Annotated in this window: 13 protein-coding genes; 5 read left to right on the top strand and 8 right to left on the bottom strand. The window is 60.9% G+C overall.

What is annotated here, in order from left to right; all coding sequences use genetic code 11:
- Nucleotides 1-67: 67 nt before the first annotated feature.
- Nucleotides 68-907 (top strand): outer membrane protein, encoded by an 840-nt coding sequence (locus tag BLW55_RS11460; RefSeq protein ID WP_090328901.1) that lies wholly within the window; start codon nt 68-70, stop codon nt 905-907.
- 111 nt (nt 908-1,018) lie between these two features.
- Here the strand turns inward: BLW55_RS11460 and polA are convergent, their stop codons facing one another.
- The 4 genes from polA to BLW55_RS11440 form a co-directional block, all read right to left on the bottom strand.
- Nucleotides 1,019-3,931: a DNA polymerase I gene (polA, locus tag BLW55_RS11455; RefSeq protein ID WP_090328900.1), complete on the bottom strand. Its 2,913-nt coding sequence runs from the start codon at nt 3,929-3,931 to the stop codon at nt 1,019-1,021.
- 356 nt (nt 3,932-4,287) lie between these two features.
- Nucleotides 4,288-5,532 carry an MFS transporter gene (locus tag BLW55_RS11450; RefSeq protein WP_244509060.1) on the bottom strand — a complete coding sequence of 415 codons (1,245 nt, stop codon included), beginning with the start codon at nt 5,530-5,532 and terminating at the stop codon, nt 4,288-4,290.
- A gap of 3 nt (nt 5,533-5,535) precedes the next feature.
- Entirely contained in the window at nt 5,536-7,581 is a 2,046-nt protein-coding gene (locus BLW55_RS11445; RefSeq protein ID WP_244509059.1) for a TonB-dependent siderophore receptor, read from the bottom strand.
- Between the two features lie 362 nt (nt 7,582-7,943).
- Nucleotides 7,944-8,375 carry a Fur family transcriptional regulator gene (locus BLW55_RS11440; RefSeq protein WP_007010719.1) on the bottom strand — a complete coding sequence of 144 codons (432 nt, stop codon included), beginning with the start codon at nt 8,373-8,375 and terminating at the stop codon, nt 7,944-7,946.
- Between the two features lie 195 nt (nt 8,376-8,570).
- Here BLW55_RS11440 and BLW55_RS11435 point away from each other — a divergent pair, with 195 nt between their 5' ends.
- The 4 genes from BLW55_RS11435 to BLW55_RS11420 are packed head-to-tail and all read left to right on the top strand — an operon-like array spanning nt 8,571 to nt 12,101.
- Nucleotides 8,571-9,464: a metal ABC transporter substrate-binding protein gene (locus tag BLW55_RS11435; protein WP_090328898.1), complete on the top strand. Its 894-nt coding sequence runs from the start codon at nt 8,571-8,573 to the stop codon at nt 9,462-9,464.
- Nucleotides 9,461-10,366: a manganese/iron ABC transporter ATP-binding protein gene (locus BLW55_RS11430; protein WP_090328897.1), complete on the top strand. Its 906-nt coding sequence runs from the start codon at nt 9,461-9,463 to the stop codon at nt 10,364-10,366. The genes BLW55_RS11435 and BLW55_RS11430 overlap by 4 nt, the downstream gene beginning before the upstream one ends.
- Complete coding sequence (locus BLW55_RS11425; protein ID WP_007010716.1) at nt 10,363-11,238, top strand: metal ABC transporter permease; 876 nt, start codon at nt 10,363-10,365, stop codon at nt 11,236-11,238. The genes BLW55_RS11430 and BLW55_RS11425 overlap by 4 nt, the downstream gene beginning before the upstream one ends.
- Complete coding sequence (locus BLW55_RS11420; protein ID WP_007010715.1) at nt 11,235-12,101, top strand: metal ABC transporter permease; 867 nt, start codon at nt 11,235-11,237, stop codon at nt 12,099-12,101. The genes BLW55_RS11425 and BLW55_RS11420 overlap by 4 nt, the downstream gene beginning before the upstream one ends.
- 100 nt (nt 12,102-12,201) lie before the next feature.
- On the opposite strand, the gene BLW55_RS11415 is transcribed toward BLW55_RS11420, so the two are convergent.
- The 4 genes from BLW55_RS11415 to BLW55_RS11400 are packed head-to-tail and all read right to left on the bottom strand — an operon-like array spanning nt 12,202 to nt 15,063.
- Complete coding sequence (locus tag BLW55_RS11415; protein WP_007010714.1) at nt 12,202-12,609, bottom strand: RidA family protein; 408 nt, start codon at nt 12,607-12,609, stop codon at nt 12,202-12,204.
- A gap of 57 nt (nt 12,610-12,666) precedes the next feature.
- Nucleotides 12,667-13,353: an ABC transporter ATP-binding protein gene (locus BLW55_RS11410; RefSeq protein ID WP_007010713.1), complete on the bottom strand. Its 687-nt coding sequence runs from the start codon at nt 13,351-13,353 to the stop codon at nt 12,667-12,669.
- Entirely contained in the window at nt 13,350-14,099 is a 750-nt protein-coding gene (locus BLW55_RS11405) for an ABC transporter ATP-binding protein (protein WP_007010712.1), read from the bottom strand. The genes BLW55_RS11410 and BLW55_RS11405 overlap by 4 nt, the downstream gene beginning before the upstream one ends.
- Nucleotides 14,092-15,063 carry a branched-chain amino acid ABC transporter permease gene (locus BLW55_RS11400; protein WP_025029333.1) on the bottom strand — a complete coding sequence of 324 codons (972 nt, stop codon included), beginning with the start codon at nt 15,061-15,063 and terminating at the stop codon, nt 14,092-14,094. Before BLW55_RS11400 ends, BLW55_RS11405 begins: the two co-directional genes overlap by 8 nt.
- Nucleotides 15,064-15,073: the final 10 nt, after the last annotated feature.

The raw sequence follows: 15,073 nt of genomic DNA, 5'->3' as shown, positions 1-15,073 counted from the left end.
GGTTAACAATGCTCTCCAACAGCGGCGGGGGCAGCGTTTATCCGTCGCATTTTGCGGAGTTCGGATTATGCGCACCATCACCCGTTTGCTTGCTTCTTCGGTATGCCTGACGCTGATTTCGATCGGCGCGGCAGCCGCCGCTGACTACGATCCACCCATCATCATCGATCAGGCGCCTGACGTGGTGCCGGTGGAGATTGGCAGCGGCTGGTATCTGCGCGGCGATATCGGCTATTCGCTGAAGACCGAAGCGAAGGATCCCTTCACCTACCGGACATTTGACGGTGTCAGCTATGGATCCGCGTCGTTCGACAGCGTTTCCTTATCCGATAACTTCACGTTCGGCATCGGCGCCGGCTATTCCTTCACGGACTGGCTTCGCGCCGATGTGACGCTGGACCGTTTTTCGGCTGATTTCAGCGGCACGACCTCGAGCTCGTCTCCCTGCCCCGGAAGCCCCGGCGGTACCACTTGCCGGTCAGAGGATTCGTCCGAGGTCACCGGATACTCCATGCTTCTCAATGGATATATTGACCTTGGCACCTATGTCGGCTTCACGCCCTATGTCGGTGCAGGCATCGGTTACACCTATCTTCGCTGGGATGATCTCTCCAACAGTTCATACTGCGTGGGCGGAAGTTGCGGTGGCACCGGTCTTGTCGGCACGACAGCCCATGGCGGCGAGTCCGACTGGCGCTTTACCTATGCCTTGATGGCCGGCGTTTCCTACGACTTCTCCAACAACATGAAGGTCGATCTGGGTTATCGCTATCGCAATATCGACGGCGGTCAGATGTTTGGCTGGGATGCTGCCACGGCGGCGGCCGGGGCCACTGGAATTCAGGGCACCGACAGCGGCCTGTCGATGCATGAGATCCGGGTGGGTCTGCGCTACGAACTGTGGTGAGCGTTTTCCTCACCACGAGGCCGAGAACAATTCGCAACCCCGCCGGCACTGGCGGGGTTTTCGTCTACGGATGACTGCCGCTGACGGTCAGATTTGGTGTCGGCCTCAGCCTCAATGAGCCTCATCCCAGTTGCTTGCCGCGCGTGCCTCGACCTGTAGGGGAACGGAGAGGGCGCGTGCGGGAAGTGCCGCGTTCTCCATGACCTCGCAGATGACGGGAATGGCCTTCTCCACCTTGCTTTCCGGCGCTTCAAAGATCAGTTCGTCATGCACCTGAAGCAGCATCTGCACGTCTTCAAGACCGGCATCGGCAAGGGCGCCTTCCATGCGCGCCATCGCGCGGCGGATGATGTCGGCTGCCGAGCCCTGGATCGGCGCGTTGATTGCCGCACGTTCGTTGAAGGCGCGCAGTTGCGGGTTTGACGAGCGGATTTCGGGATAGTGTGCCCGGCGGCCGAACACGGTCTCTACATAACCCTGCTCGCGTGCCTGGGCCTTGGTGGAATCCATATAGTCCTTGATGCCGGGAAAACGCTCGAAATAGCGCTTGATATAGGCGCTGGCCTCTTCGCGCGGAATGCCAAGCTGATTGGCCAGACCAAAGGCCGAGATGCCGTAGATGATGCCGAAATTGATTGCCTTGGCGCGGCGGCGCACCTCTGGCGGCATGCCTTCCACCGGTACATCGAACATTTCCGACGCCGTCATGGCGTGAATATCGAGCCCGTCGGCAAAGGCTTTCTTGAGCTCGGGGATATCCGCCACATGGGCGAGCACACGCAGTTCGATCTGGCTGTAATCGGCCGAAATCAGCTTTGTGCCTTCCGGTGCCACGAAGGCGGTGCGGATCTTGCGGCCCTCGGCGGTGCGGATCGGGATGTTCTGCAGGTTCGGTTCGGACGATGAGAGGCGTCCGGTCGTGGTGGAAGCGAGTGCGTAGGAGGTGTGCACCCGCTTGGTTTCAGGGTTGATGTAGCCCGGCAGGGCATCCGTATAGGTGGATTTGAGCTTGGTGACCTGACGCCAGTCGACGATCTTGCGCGGGAGCTCGTGGCCCGCGGCTGCGAGGTCTTCGAGCACCTGCGCCGAGGTTGACCACTGGCCGGTCTTCGTCTTGCTGCCGCCCGGAAGGCCCATCTTGCCGAACAGGATCTCGCCAAGCTGCTTGGGCGAGCCGATGGTGAAGCGTTCACCGGCCAGCTCGTAGATCTCGTCTTCGATGCCCGCTGCCGTCTGTGCGAAATCGCCTGAAAGCCGCGAAAGAATCTGCCTGTCGACGGCGACGCCGCGATGCTCCATGCGGCCGATCACCGGAATCATGGGTCGCTCGAGCCGCTCATAGACGGAAACGAGGCCTTCGGCGGCAAGCCGCGGCTTCAGCACCTGCCAGAGCCGGAGCGTGATATCGGCATCTTCGGCGGCGTAGGCGGTGGCGCGCTCCAGATCGACCATGTCGAAGGTGACCTGCTTGCGGCCCGTTCCCGTCAGTTCCTTGTAGGGGATGGGTTTGTGACCCAGCCAGCGTTCGGAGAGCGCGTCCATGCCGTGGCTCACTGTGCCGTGGCTGCCGGTTCCGGCGTCGAGCACATAGGACATAAGCATGGTGTCGTCCACGCCGACGATCTCCACGCCGAGCCGATACATCAGCAGCCAGTCATATTTGAGGTTCTGGCCGATCTTGAGCACGGCAGGATTGGCCATGACGGCTTTGATTGCCTCCAGCGCGTCCTTCTGCGGAATCTGGTCCTCGATCAGCCCGCCGCCCAGAAGGTCGCCGTCGCCGCTCTTGTGGTTGAGCGGGACATAGGCGGCACGGCCGGGCTTCGTGGCGAGCGAAAAGCCGCAGAGTTCCGCCTGCATCGGGTCGAGCGAGGTGGTCTCGGTGTCGAAGGCGAGGATGCCGGTCTCGCAGGCTTCCTCGACCCACAGCTTCAGCGTGTCCAGATCGCGGATGCATTCGTAGCCGGCGTGGTCGAAAGTCTGCGCTGCGCAAGCTTCTGCGATACCGGCTGCAAGTTTCGCAGGGGTTGCCGCGTCACCGTCGCTTTCGGCGGGGGAGGGGTCGAGGTCCGGCCCGTGGGCGCTTTCGCCTGCTTCCACCTCCACATGAGCGGCTTCGATTTCCGCCACTTCAGCGCCGGTGGCTTCCGCTACGCGGCGCGTCAGGGTGGAGAACTCCATCGCTTTCAGGAAGCCGATCAGCTTCGGCCCGTCGGGCGGGGCGAGCTCGAACGTGTCGATTCCGTGCTCGACCGGGACGTCGATCCTGAGCTTCACCAATTCGCGGGAAATGCGTGCCTTTTCGGCGAATTCGATCAGGTTTTCGCGTCTTTTGTTCTGTTTTATCTCATTTGCGCGAGAAAGCAGCGTGTCGAGATCGCCATACTCTTCGAGCAGTTGGGCGGCCGTTTTCGGGCCGATCCCGGGGACGCCAGGGACGTTGTCAACTGAATCGCCCGTCAGCGCCTGAAGGTCGATCATTTTCTCGGGCGGAACGCCCCATTTCTCGATCACTTCCGGAATCCGGATCTCGCGATCCTTCATCGGGTCGTACATGGAGACGTGATCGGTGACGAGCTGCATCAGGTCCTTGTCGGAGGAAATGATGGTGGTTTCGCCGCCTGCTTCACTCGCAAGCCTGGCATAGGTGGCAATCAGGTCATCAGCTTCGAAACCGGCCATTTCGATGCAGGGCAGGTCGAAAGCCTGTGTCGCTTCGCGGATCAGGCCGAACTGCGGCACCAGGTCTTCCGGCGGTTCAGAGCGGTTGGCCTTGTATTCCGGGTAGAGGTCGTTGCGGAAGGTTTTCGAGGAATGGTCGAAAATCACCGCGAAATGCGTCGGCGTGACGCCGACATCCGTATCCCGCGCATTCTGCAGCAGTTTCCAGAGCATGTTGCAGAAGCCGGCCACTGCGCCGACCGGCAGGCCGTCGGATTTGCGGGTTAGCGGGGGCAGTGCGTGATAGGCACGAAAGATGTAGCCCGAGCCGTCAACGAGGAAGAGATGATCGCCTTTTTTCATGGCTGTACGGGTAGCGCGGCAGGGTGCGCCTGTCCATGGAAAAGGGGGTGTTCAGCGCCTTTCGGAGAAGTGTGCTGACATGGTCGAACGCCGCCTACCGCTTTCTATCACGCGTTTGTTACGAAGATGTAATGTTCGTGCCCTTGAATAGCCACGTTCGAACACAAAATATCAGACAGCGGCAATTTTTCGCCGTGGTCCGGCCTAGGCTCGTCCCCCGCCTTTTCCGGACGAAATAGCGGCAGCCTCATCCCCCCTCTCCGGGCTGCCGCGGTGTTTCAAGCATGGCCGCCGTGGTTTCCCCTCCACCACGGCGGCTCTTGATCTGCCGCGAAAACCATCCAAAACCAGGCTCTTCAGGCAGGCTCCTCGGCGCCGGATTCCGTCACTGCTGCGGGCTGCCCGCCTACGATCATGGCCATGGCGGGCACGGCGCAGAGAGCGACAATCGCGGCCATGCCGAAAAACGTGCCATAGCCGAAATGGCTGGAAACGAATCCGGCCACGAGACCGCCAAGCATGCTGATGCCCGCATCCATCGACTGAAACAGCGTGAAATCGATCCCACCCTGGCGAACGTCAGACCAGCGCATGAACTGAGCGTAGAGCGCCACGAAGCCAAGGGCCATGATCGCCGATCCACTGGCCACGGCGAAGCACGCAAGAAGCCAGTTGGGCAACCCCGGAAAGAAATCATACAGGCTGAAGAAGCCCAATGCGATGGATTGTAGCGCCAGAGCAAGAACCAGCACGGGCCTCGGCCCCAGCCTGCGAACCAGCGCGCCACCCGCCAGGGCGGCGACCAGACCGACCGATAGTCCAGCCAGACCGTTGACGAGGCCTATCGTTTCCAGAGAGAGGCCGGCATCGACGAGTAGAGGGCCGAGCATCATCATGCCGCCCTTCTGGGCCAGCACGTAGACACCGGCTGCCAGCAGGCCCTTGCGGATTTCCGGGCGTCGGAGCGCCGCTTTCAGCGATGGTGTGTGTGGGCGTTCTCGTGTCGGGAACTGCATTCGAAAGAGAAAGGGAGCGCCGAGGGCAACCAGAAAAAGAGCCATCAGCGGGACCGCCTTCATCCAGCCCAGATAGGAGACGAGGACAAGAAACAGCCCGCCGCCGAGGGCTGAACCCAGATAGGCGCCGCCGACCTGTGCAGCGTTGGCCCAGCCATGCTGCGCGCGGGGAAGGGCTTCCACCGCGAACCCGTCCACCGCGATGTCCACCGTGGCAGCGGCGAATGCGACGACGGTGAGCATCGCGATTATGAGCGGCACCGAATGCAGACCCACAAAGCCGGCAATGACCAGACCGAGCACAGAGATCCCGCCCCCGATCATGACCACGATGCCGGAACGATTGCGCCCCTGCGGCGGCAGCCGAAAACGCTCGATGGCGGGTGCCCAGAGAAATTTGAGCGCCCAGGGCAAAGCAATCAGGGACAGGAGACTGAGCAGGTCGAGCGGGAGCCCTTCTTCACGCATCACTGCCGGAAGCCCGATCCAGGTAATGCCCCCGATCACGCTTTGCGCCACATACAGGCCTCCAACCGCCATCACGATGGCGATCGGGCCTGTTTTTTGGTCGGTGGTTTCGGCCATAAGCTAGAACCTGTAGCGCAGGCTGCCCGTTATCTGGCGACCTTCGTCCAGATAACAATTGCCGGCGGTGCAGATCTGCTTGCGTGTGTCAAACAGGTTCTTCGCGTTGACCTGAAGGCTGAGGCCGTCCCACTCCGGCTTTGCCGCGCCGAAGTCATAAGACAGGGAAGCATCCACCAGCACGCGGGCGTCATTCCTGAAGCTGTTCGCGTCGTCGCCGAAGCTTTCGCCCACATAGCGCAGACCAGCGCCGATACCGAGCCCCGCCATCGGCCCGTCCTGCACATCATAGGTGCCCCAGATTGAGAACATGTGGTTGGGCGTGGAGGAGAGTTCGTTGCCGACAGTGCCGGGCAGGCCGTCTTCGATCTTCATGCGCATATATGTGTATGAGGCGAGCATACCGAAGCCATTGCCAAGAGACGCCTGCGCCTCAAGTTCCACGCCGCGCGCGTTGAGGTCGAGCTGGCGCTGGCGCTGATTGCCCGCCGCATCGAATGTGCCGTCATAGACGACACCGTCTGTCTGATCGATGTTGAAGAATGCCGCGCTGATGACGGCGTTGTGGTCGGGCAGTTCATACTTCACGCCTGCCTCGAACTGTCTGCCCTTTGTCGGCCGGGCGACGGAGCGTGCATTGGTGGCATAGTCGTAGACAAAACCGAGATTGGGCGAGAAGGAGGTCGAATAATTCACATAAGGGATCAGGCCCCAGGGGGTGCGGTAGGACAGGCCGACCCGACCTGATAACGCCTTGTCGGTCTGTTCCGATCCGACGAGGGCCGCAGAAACGCTGTCCGATTTGACCCAGTCGTGCCGTGCGCTGACAAACAGTGTCCAGTCGTTCCACTCCATCTGATCATGGGCGTAAAGGCCGTATTGGTGCATCTTCTGGCTGCCGGAGAAGGCGTAGGGCACCATATCGAGAGAGGCGCTGCCCGAGAGAGAGCGCGCCGAACGGGCCGTGTAATCGGACCAGGAATAGTCGAGCCCGACAACTGCAGTATGCTCGATCGAGCCAGTGTCGAAGTCGAACTGCGCGATGTTGTCGACGACGAAATTTCTTGTCTCTTCCTGATAGCGCGCCCATATCCGGCTCGGGGGAGCGGGGTAGAAGCCGCTGTATTTCAGATCTGCATCGACAGCCTGGAAACGTAAATTCTGTCTCAGGGTCACAACATCGTTGAGACTGTGCTCGAACTCAAATCCGATGCGACCCTGCCGGAGGTCGAAGTCGTTCCAGTCGGGATCGCCGGCATAAAGATCGGACAACACGCCATAGGATGAATTGTGATACCACGCGGTGGCGCCCGTTACGGCCTTTGAATACTCGCCGAGAATGGTGAGTTTTGTGCCAGCGTCGGGCTGCAGGGTTACTGCTGGTGCGATGTAGAACTTGTCGTCTTCGTATCCGGGGATCTCGGTGTCGGAGACGCGCCCGAGACCGGTGAGACGATAGAGGATCGTGCCGCTTTCATTGACCGGGCCGCTGAAATCGAATGCGCCCTGGAAGCGTTGATTGGTCCCGGCAAGGAGTTCGACCTCGCGAAAGGTCTCTTCTTTCGGGCGTTTGGTGACGATGTTGACGATGCCGCCCGGGCCACTCACGCCATATAGGGAAGACGCGGGGCCCTTGAGAACCATAAGTCCCTCGATCCCGTAGGGCTCGGTTCGAAACCAGGCCGAAGGGCCATTATACTGTCGCAGACCGTCCCGGAACGTGCCTGTGGAATAGGCCGGGAAGCCACGCAGGGTGAACGCGTCATAGCGATTGTCGAAACCGAAGCCGTTCGGGTTGGCGCTTGCGATATAGCCAAGGCTCTCATTGAGCGTGCGCGGCTTCTGGTCTTCCAGCTGATCCTGCGTGACTACGGAGATGGCCTGCGGGATCTGCACGATGGGAGTGTCGGTCTTTGTTCCGGTACGGCTTTCCTGAACGATGTAGCCGTCCTGCAGGAGAATGTCGTCGCTCTCCGCTTCCACCGTCAGGCGTTGCAACACGGTTGCTTCCTGCGCCAGCACGGTCTTTGCGGTCACGGGTAAGGTCATTGCCGCCATCAACGCTAAGTGGCTGATGCGGGCTGGGTGAATTGCGGACAACGCACTCTCCATTTTCCGGGAATTTTCAGGCACGGAATGCGCCGGGAGAAACAATAGCCAAGGCTTCTATTTATTATGACTATTGGAGTCAAGTTTATGGATGAGACCGCACAATACAGGGGCCCTGAGCCGAGAGAGCCAACGGGAAACGGTGTTTCGATGTCAGGTGGAGTGTGTTTGGAGCGGTTCACCGTTTCACTGAAACGCTGCTCCGCTCAATCCATCAGTTTTTTCGCTTTGTGCGGACGTCAGGTGATGCCACCTGACTGCAAAATGCTCTAGTCGGAGCGTTGAGCGCGCTCCGAAGGGCCTCAGCTTCTCTTTCGCTTGCGCCCGTAGAGTTCCAGCCGGTGGTGCACGATGTCGTAGCCGAGTGCGCTGGCAATTTCTTCCTGCAACTCTTCGATGCGCTTCGAATGGAATTCGATCACGTCACCCGTGTCGATATCGATCAGGTGGTCGTGATGCTCGCCGTCGGCCTGCTCGAAACGGGCGCGCCCGCCTTCAAAGGCATGGCGGTGGATCGCCCCCATCTCTTCCAGAAGCTTCATGGTGCGGTAGACGGTCGATAGTGAGATGCTCGGATCGATGGCCGAAGCACGCTGGAAAATTTCCATGGCGTCCGGATGATCGTCCGTTTCTGTCAGAATTCGCAGAATCACTTTGCGCGGCCGGGTGATGCGAACGCCGGCGCGGCGCAGTTCCTTCTCGTAATCCGGCTTATGGCTGGCATGCTGATTCATAGGGCAACTATGCGCCAGATGACAATCAGTTGCAAAGATTCCATCTGTTCGCACTCAAGTTTCTCCTCAGGAAACCCTGCAGTTTCAGGGTTTCAGCTTTTTTATTGCAAACGATTTGCAATTGCATTGACGAGTTGAGAAATACAGCCTAGCTTCAGGCAGTCACAGCAGTTTGATGTGTTTCAGGGGATTTTCATGCGTTTAGCCAAAGGATTGGCCACTTTCATCGTCGCAGCACTCGCCGCGACCTCCGCCTTCGCTCAGGATGAGCGCTTCAAGGCGGTCACGACATTTACCGTTATCGCGGATATGGCACGCAACGTTGCGGGCGAGGCGGCGGTGGTCGAATCGATCACCAAGCCGAATGCGGAAATTCACAATTACCAGCCGACACCGGGCGATATTCTGCGGGCTCAGGATGCCGACCTGATCCTGTGGAACGGGCTCAATCTCGAGCTCTGGTTCGAGCGCTTCTTCCGCAATCTCAAGGATGTTCCGAGCGTGGTGGTTTCGCAGGGCGTGGAGCCGATGAGCATTGGCGAGGGCCCCTATACGGGCAAGCCCAACCCACATGCCTGGATGTCGCCGAGCGATGCGCTGACCTATGTCGACAACATCCGCGACGCGTTTTCGAAGCATGATCCTGAGAATGCCGGGGTGTATGCAAAGAATGCCGAGGCTTACAAGTCGCAGATCAAGGCGGTTGTTGATCCGATCCGCGAAAGGCTTGCTGCCATTCCCGAGGATCACCGGGTTCTCGTCACCAGCGAGGGCGCGTTCAGCTATCTTGCCCGCGACTTCGGACTGAAGGAGCTTTATATCTGGCCAATCAACGCGGATCAGCAGGGTACGCCGCAGCAGGTGCGCCATGTGATTGACCAGATCAGGGAAACCAGGGCGCCGGCCGTCTTCAGCGAAAGCACGGTGTCACCGGACCCGGCGCAACAGGTGGCGCGTGAAACCGGTGCGAAGTATGGCGGGGTTCTCTACGTGGATTCGCTGAGCGATGCGAGCGGCGAGGTGCCGACCTATCTGGACCTCCTGCGGGTAACGAGCGAAACGATCGCCGAAGGACTGAGCGGGCAATGAACGCACCCGTGATCAACAGGGACAGAAAGCCGGCGGCGAAATCCGCCGGCATTGATGTTCGCGATGTGACGGTTACCTATCGGAACGGTCACACGGCGCTGCGTGACGCCAGTTTTTCAATCCCCACCGGCACAATCACGGCGCTTGTGGGCGTGAATGGCAGTGGCAAGTCCACGCTCTTCAAGGCAATCATGGGCTTCGTGCCGTTGGCCAAGGGAGAGGTATCCATCCTGGACCAGCAGGCAGGGCGGGCCCTGAAGCGCAACGTCGTTGCCTATGTGCCCCAGGCCGAAGAGGTTGACTGGAACTTTCCCGTTCTCGTCGAGGACGTAGTGATGATGGGCCGCTATGGCCACATGAATTTCATGCGTTGGCCGCGCCGGCACGATCATGAGAAGGTCGCGGCGGCGCTGGAGCGTGTGGGCATGGCGGATTTCCGCAAGCGGCAGATCGGTGAACTGTCCGGCGGCCAGAAGAAGCGCGTCTTCCTGGCGCGGGCGCTGGCGCAGGAGGGCCGGGTGATTCTGCTCGACGAGCCGTTCACCGGCGTCGATGTCCGCACGGAAGAATCCATCATCGCGCTTCTGAAGGCGTTACGTGAGGAAGGGCATGTCATGCTGGTCTCGACGCACAATCTGGGCAGTGTGCCGCGCTTCTGCGATCGAACCGTTCTGATCAACCGAACGGTGCTGGCTTCCGGGCTGACACCGGAAGTCTTCACCCGCGCCAATCTGGAAAAGGCGTTTGGTGGTGTCCTGCGCCAGTTCACGCTTGGCGGGGCGGATCTGCATGAAGACGCAGAAGAAGATTCCCGCAAGCTCACCGTTCTGACCGACGATGAGCGCCCCTTCGTCATTTATGGCGATGAGGACGGTGCCTCGGAAGCGGGTGACAGGAAATGAGCGCCTATCTGCTCGAACCTTTCTCCTATGGCTACATGGTCAACGCCATGTGGGTGAGCGCGCTGGTGGGCGGGGTCTGCGCCTTTCTCTCCGCCTATCTGATGCTCAAGGGCTGGTCGCTGATCGGTGATGCGCTTTCGCACTCCATCGTGCCGGGCGTAGCCGGGGCCTATATGCTGGGCCTGCCGTTTTCTATCGGCGCGTTCTTTGCTGGCGGGCTTGCGGCCGGTGCGATGTTCTTTCTCAATCAGCGCACCAAGCTGCGCGAGGATGCGATCATCGGCCTGATCTTCACATCGTTCTTTGGGCTCGGACTGTTTATGGTTTCGCTGTCGCCGGCGGCGGTGAACATCCAGACCATCGTTCTGGGCAATGTGCTGGCGATCACGCCATCGGACACGCTGCAGCTTGTCATCATTTCCGGCGTCACTCTGCTGGTCCTCGCATTCAAGTGGAAAGACCTGATGGTCGCGTTTTTCGACGAGAACCATGCGCGCTCCATCGGCCTCAACCCGGGCTTTCTGCGGCTCATCTTCTTCACGCTTCTGAGTGCCTGCACGGTGGCCGCCATGCAGACCGTGGGCGCCTTTCTCGTTATCGCCATGGTGGTGACGCCGGGGGCGACAGCATACCTTCTGACCGACCGCTTTCCACGGCTCGTTGCCATTGCGGTGGCGATTGGCGCGCTCTCAAGCTTCACCGGGGCCTATGCGAGCTATTTTCTCGATGGGGCGACGGGCGGGATCATCGTCGTGTTGCAGACGCTGGCGTTTCTGACAGCCTTCGTGTTTGCGCCGAAGCACGGGCTTCTGGCGGCACGCCGGCGGGCGCGTGAGGCGCTGGAAGGCGACATGCAGGAGATGAGCGCATGAGTGGCTTTTTCGATACGCTGATGCTGCCCTTCGCGTTTCCCTTCATGCAGCAGGCGTTCATCATCTCGGTGTTGATTGCTGCGCCCATGGCGCTGCTTTCCTGCTTCCTCGTGCTCAAGGGCTGGTCGCTGATGGGCGATGCCGTGAGCCATGCGGTGCTACCGGGTGTGGTGATCGCCTATATTATCGGCATACCCTTTGCCATCGGCGCTTTCGTGGCCGGCATGACCTGCGTTGTGGGCATCGGCTATCTGAAGGAGAACAGCCGTGTGAAGGAAGACACGATTATGGGCGTGGTCTTCTCCGGCATGTTCGGGCTCGGCCTTCTGCTCTACACCAAGATCCAGACCGAGGTGCATCTCGATCACATCCTGTTCGGCGACATGCTGGGCGTGACGTGGGGAGACATCGCGCAGACGGGGATTATCGCGCTTTTCGTCTGCGTGGCGATCGTGCTCTTTCGCCGGGATCTACTTCTGAATGCGTTTGACGGACAGCACGCCAAGGCGATTGGCCTGCCGGTGCGGGTGCTGCATTACGGGCTCTTGTCCATCCTCTCGCTCACCATCGTGGCGGCGTTGACGGCAGTGGGCATCATTCTGGCGATTGCGCTTCTGATCGGGCCGGGAGCGGTGGCGTTTCTGCTGGTCAGGCGGTTCGACAGGATGCTGCTGGTCAGCCTGGCAGTTGCATTGTTCTCGTCGTTCTTCGGCGTTTACCTGAGCTTCTTCCTTGATAGCGCGCCGGCGCCGACGATCGTGCTTCTGATGACCGGCCTGTTCGTGGCGGCGTTCTTCTACACGCTGCGCCGAAATGCGCGCGAGGATGCGGCGCAGCTTGCGGACATCGGGACCGCCGGTTGAATCCAGTGTGAGCCCACTCCCTCTTTGCCGGCTCACACGGAACGCCTCTCCCCCACCTGGTGGTTGTGGGGGAGAGGCGAAAACGGTGTTGGAACATGGGCTAATCCGGCAGGACGGCCGTGGCCTCGATCTCCACCTTCGCTTCATCCTCGATGAGCGCGGTGACCTGAACGACGCTCATGGGCGGGAAGTTGCGGCCCATGACGGAGCGATAGGCTTCGCCCAGCTCGCGCAGGCGGGTGGCGTAGGCTTGCTTGTCGGTGATGAACCAGGTGAGGCGCACCACATGCTCCGGGCCGGCGCCGGCTTCCTTCAGAAGCGTGACGATGTTTTCAAGCGCCTGTCGCACCTGGGCGATGAAATCGTCCGTCTCGAACACCTGATTGCCGTTCCAGCCGATCTGTCCACCAAGGAAGACGGTGCGCCCCCTTGCAACAACACCATTGGAATACCCTCTGGCCGGAACCCAGTCGGCGGGCTGGAGAATCTGGTGAAGCGGGACAGTCATGCTATTTCCTTCGTGCTTGGGAACTAAGGTCAGTCGATCCTGACCGTAAAGGCGTGGTCACACGCCGAGAAAGCGCTCCTGGATCTCGTCCGTGAGTGCTGAGGGTGCACCGGTCCATGCAGTGCGGCCTTTTTCGAGAATGACGCAGCGATCCGCCACGGGCAGAAGCTCGCTCAGTGTCTTGTCGACGATCAGGATCGACTGGCCTTCCGCCCGGATGGTGCGGATGGCGCGCCAGATATCCTGCCGGATGACCGGGGCAAGACCCTCGGTCGCCTCGTCGAGAATGAGCAGACGCGGATTGGTGGCCAGCGCCCGCCCGATGGCAAGCATCTGCTGTTCGCCGCCCGAAAGCGTGCTCGCATATTGATCGCGCCGTTCCGCCAGGCGCGGAAACAGCGCGTTCACGCCATCGAGCGTCCACTTGCCCGGACGGGCGGCGGCGAGGATGTTTTCCTCCACCGTCAGATTGGGGAAGCAGCGGCGGCCTTCCGGTACCAGACCCACGCCGAGCCGCGCGATGCGGTGCGGCTTCAGGCGCATGATATTTTTGCCGGCAAAGTTTATGCTGCCTGACTGCGCCGGGGTGAGGTGGCAGATGGAGCGGATCGTCGTGGTCTTGCCCATGCCGTTACGGCCCATCAGCGCCACGGCTTCGCCTTCCTCGACCGAAAGGTCGATGCCGAAAAGCGCCTGCGATTTTCCGTAGAAAGTTTTGAGATCCTGGATGTCGAGCAGCTTCATGCGCCGTCTCCCAGATAGGCTTCGCGCACGGCGGGGTGATTGCGGATCTCATCCACCGAGCCGGTGGCGATGATGCGGCCATAGACAAGAACGGAGATGCGGTCGGCAAGGGCGAAGACGGCGTCCATGTCGTGCTCGATCAGGAGGATCGGTGCTTCGCCGCGCAGACGGTCGAGGAAGCGGGTGAGCGCCTGTGAGCCTTCGGGGCCCATGCCGGCCATGGGCTCATCCAGCAGAAACGCCTTTGCACCGAGCGCCAGGGCGATGGCGATTTCGAGCTGGCGGCGTTCGCCGTGCGAAAGCTCGGCGGCGGGCACGTCGGCACGGTCCGACAGGCCGACACGGGCGAGCGCTTCATGAGCGGGCTCGGTGAGGCCTCGGTCGTGCATGACGGGTTTGAAGAAACGGAAGCTGGAGCCCTGACGCGCCTGCACCGCGAGCATCACATTGCGCAGGGCGGAAAATTCGGGCGCCAACGAGGAAACCTGAAATGTGCGGCCCATGCCGAGCCGCGCGCGGGCGGCCATGTCGAGCGGTTTCACGTCGCGGCCCTCGAAGCGGATTTCACCGCTGTCCGGTTTCAGCGAGCCGGCAATCTGGTGGATGAGGGTCGATTTGCCTGCACCGTTAGGGCCTATCAGGGCGTGGATTTCGCCGGGTCTGAGATCGAGGCTCACGCCATCAGTCGCCTTCAGCGCGCCGAAGCTTTTCTTCAAGTCGCGGATGTCGAGGATCGGTTCAGCCATGCCGCGCCCTCCCGGCCAAGAGGCCCATTACGCCGCCGCGGGCAAACAGCACCACGGCCAGAAGGATGAGGCCGAGGAAAAACTGCCAGTGCTCGGTGATGCCGCCCAGCGCGAACTCGAAAAGGACGTAGACGATGGCCCCGGCCAGTGGTCCGGCCAGACGTCCGACACCGCCCAGAATGATGAGCACGATCAGTTCACCCGACATATGCCACGAGAACATGGAGGGGCTGACGAAGCGGTTCAGATCGGCAAAGAGCGCGCCGGCGAGCGCCGTCATCATGGCGGAGATGACAAAGGCCGTGAGCCGGACCCGGAATGGCGCGATGCCGACGGCGGCAAGGCGCGTCTCGTTTTGCCGCCCGGCCTGAAGTGCCGCGCCAAAGCGGGATGCGCGGATGAGCGCGAAGAGGACGAGGCCGAGCGCCAGAAGGCCGAAGCAGATGAGGAAAAAGCTCATCGGCGCGAGCGTGTTCGCGCCGGGAAAGGCGTTGCGCACATAGATCGAAAGACCGTCCTCACCGCCATAGGCGGGCCAGGAGATAGCGAAATAGTAGATCATCTGCGCGAAGGCGAGGGTGATCATGATGAAATAGACGCCTGAGGTTCTGAGCGAGATCAGGCCGATCAGAACGGCAACGAGCCCGGCGGCGATGGCGCCGGCAATCCAGATGACGATCATCTGGTTGGTGCCGGGAAGGCCGAGGAGCAGCGGTTCGCTGTTGAAGGCGTGGGTGGCCAGAATGCCCGCCGCATAGCCGCCAATGCCGAAGAAGGCGGCATGGCCGAAGGAGACCAGACCGCCGAGGCCGAGCGCGATGTTGAGCCCGGTGGCGGCGAGGCCGAGGATCGCCATGCGGGTCGCAAGCGTGATGTAGAAGGTCTCACCCATCGCCTGCGCGATGAAGGCGGCGGCGAGAAGGCCGGCGACGATGACGATGCTGATGGTTGTTTCGCGTGTCATGCCCGCCCCC

It is taken from the genome of Nitratireductor aquibiodomus (assembly GCF_900105565.1).
Taxonomy (GTDB): Bacteria; Pseudomonadota; Alphaproteobacteria; order Rhizobiales; family Rhizobiaceae; genus Nitratireductor; species Nitratireductor aquibiodomus.
The sequence above is the reverse complement of the archived record's forward strand: the minus strand, read 5'-3'. Positions and strand labels throughout refer to the sequence as shown.

Bases quoted from the DNA above. Each gene is read 5' to 3' on its own strand.
- BLW55_RS11435 (WP_090328898.1), top strand. From the start codon at position 8,571: ATGCGTTTAGCCAAAGGATTGGCCACTTTCATCGTCGCAGCACTCGCC.
- BLW55_RS11410 (WP_007010713.1), bottom strand. From the start codon at position 13,353: ATGAAGCTGCTCGACATCCAGGATCTCAAAACTTTCTACGGAAAATCG.
- BLW55_RS11450 (WP_244509060.1), bottom strand. From the start codon at position 5,532: ATGGCCGAAACCACCGACCAAAAAACAGGCCCGATCGCCATCGTGATG.
- BLW55_RS11425 (WP_007010716.1), top strand. From the start codon at position 10,363: ATGAGCGCCTATCTGCTCGAACCTTTCTCCTATGGCTACATGGTCAAC.
- BLW55_RS11460 (WP_090328901.1), top strand. From the start codon at position 68: ATGCGCACCATCACCCGTTTGCTTGCTTCTTCGGTATGCCTGACGCTG.
- BLW55_RS11445 (WP_244509059.1), bottom strand. From the start codon at position 7,581: ATGACCTTACCCGTGACCGCAAAGACCGTGCTGGCGCAGGAAGCAACC.
- polA (WP_090328900.1), bottom strand. From the start codon at position 3,931: ATGAAAAAAGGCGATCATCTCTTCCTCGTTGACGGCTCGGGCTACATC.
- BLW55_RS11430 (WP_090328897.1), top strand. From the start codon at position 9,461: ATGAACGCACCCGTGATCAACAGGGACAGAAAGCCGGCGGCGAAATCC.
- BLW55_RS11400 (WP_025029333.1), bottom strand. From the start codon at position 15,063: ATGACACGCGAAACAACCATCAGCATCGTCATCGTCGCCGGCCTTCTC.
- BLW55_RS11415 (WP_007010714.1), bottom strand. From the start codon at position 12,609: ATGACTGTCCCGCTTCACCAGATTCTCCAGCCCGCCGACTGGGTTCCG.
- BLW55_RS11405 (WP_007010712.1), bottom strand. From the start codon at position 14,099: ATGGCTGAACCGATCCTCGACATCCGCGACTTGAAGAAAAGCTTCGGC.
- BLW55_RS11440 (WP_007010719.1), bottom strand. From the start codon at position 8,375: ATGAATCAGCATGCCAGCCATAAGCCGGATTACGAGAAGGAACTGCGC.
- BLW55_RS11420 (WP_007010715.1), top strand. From the start codon at position 11,235: ATGAGTGGCTTTTTCGATACGCTGATGCTGCCCTTCGCGTTTCCCTTC.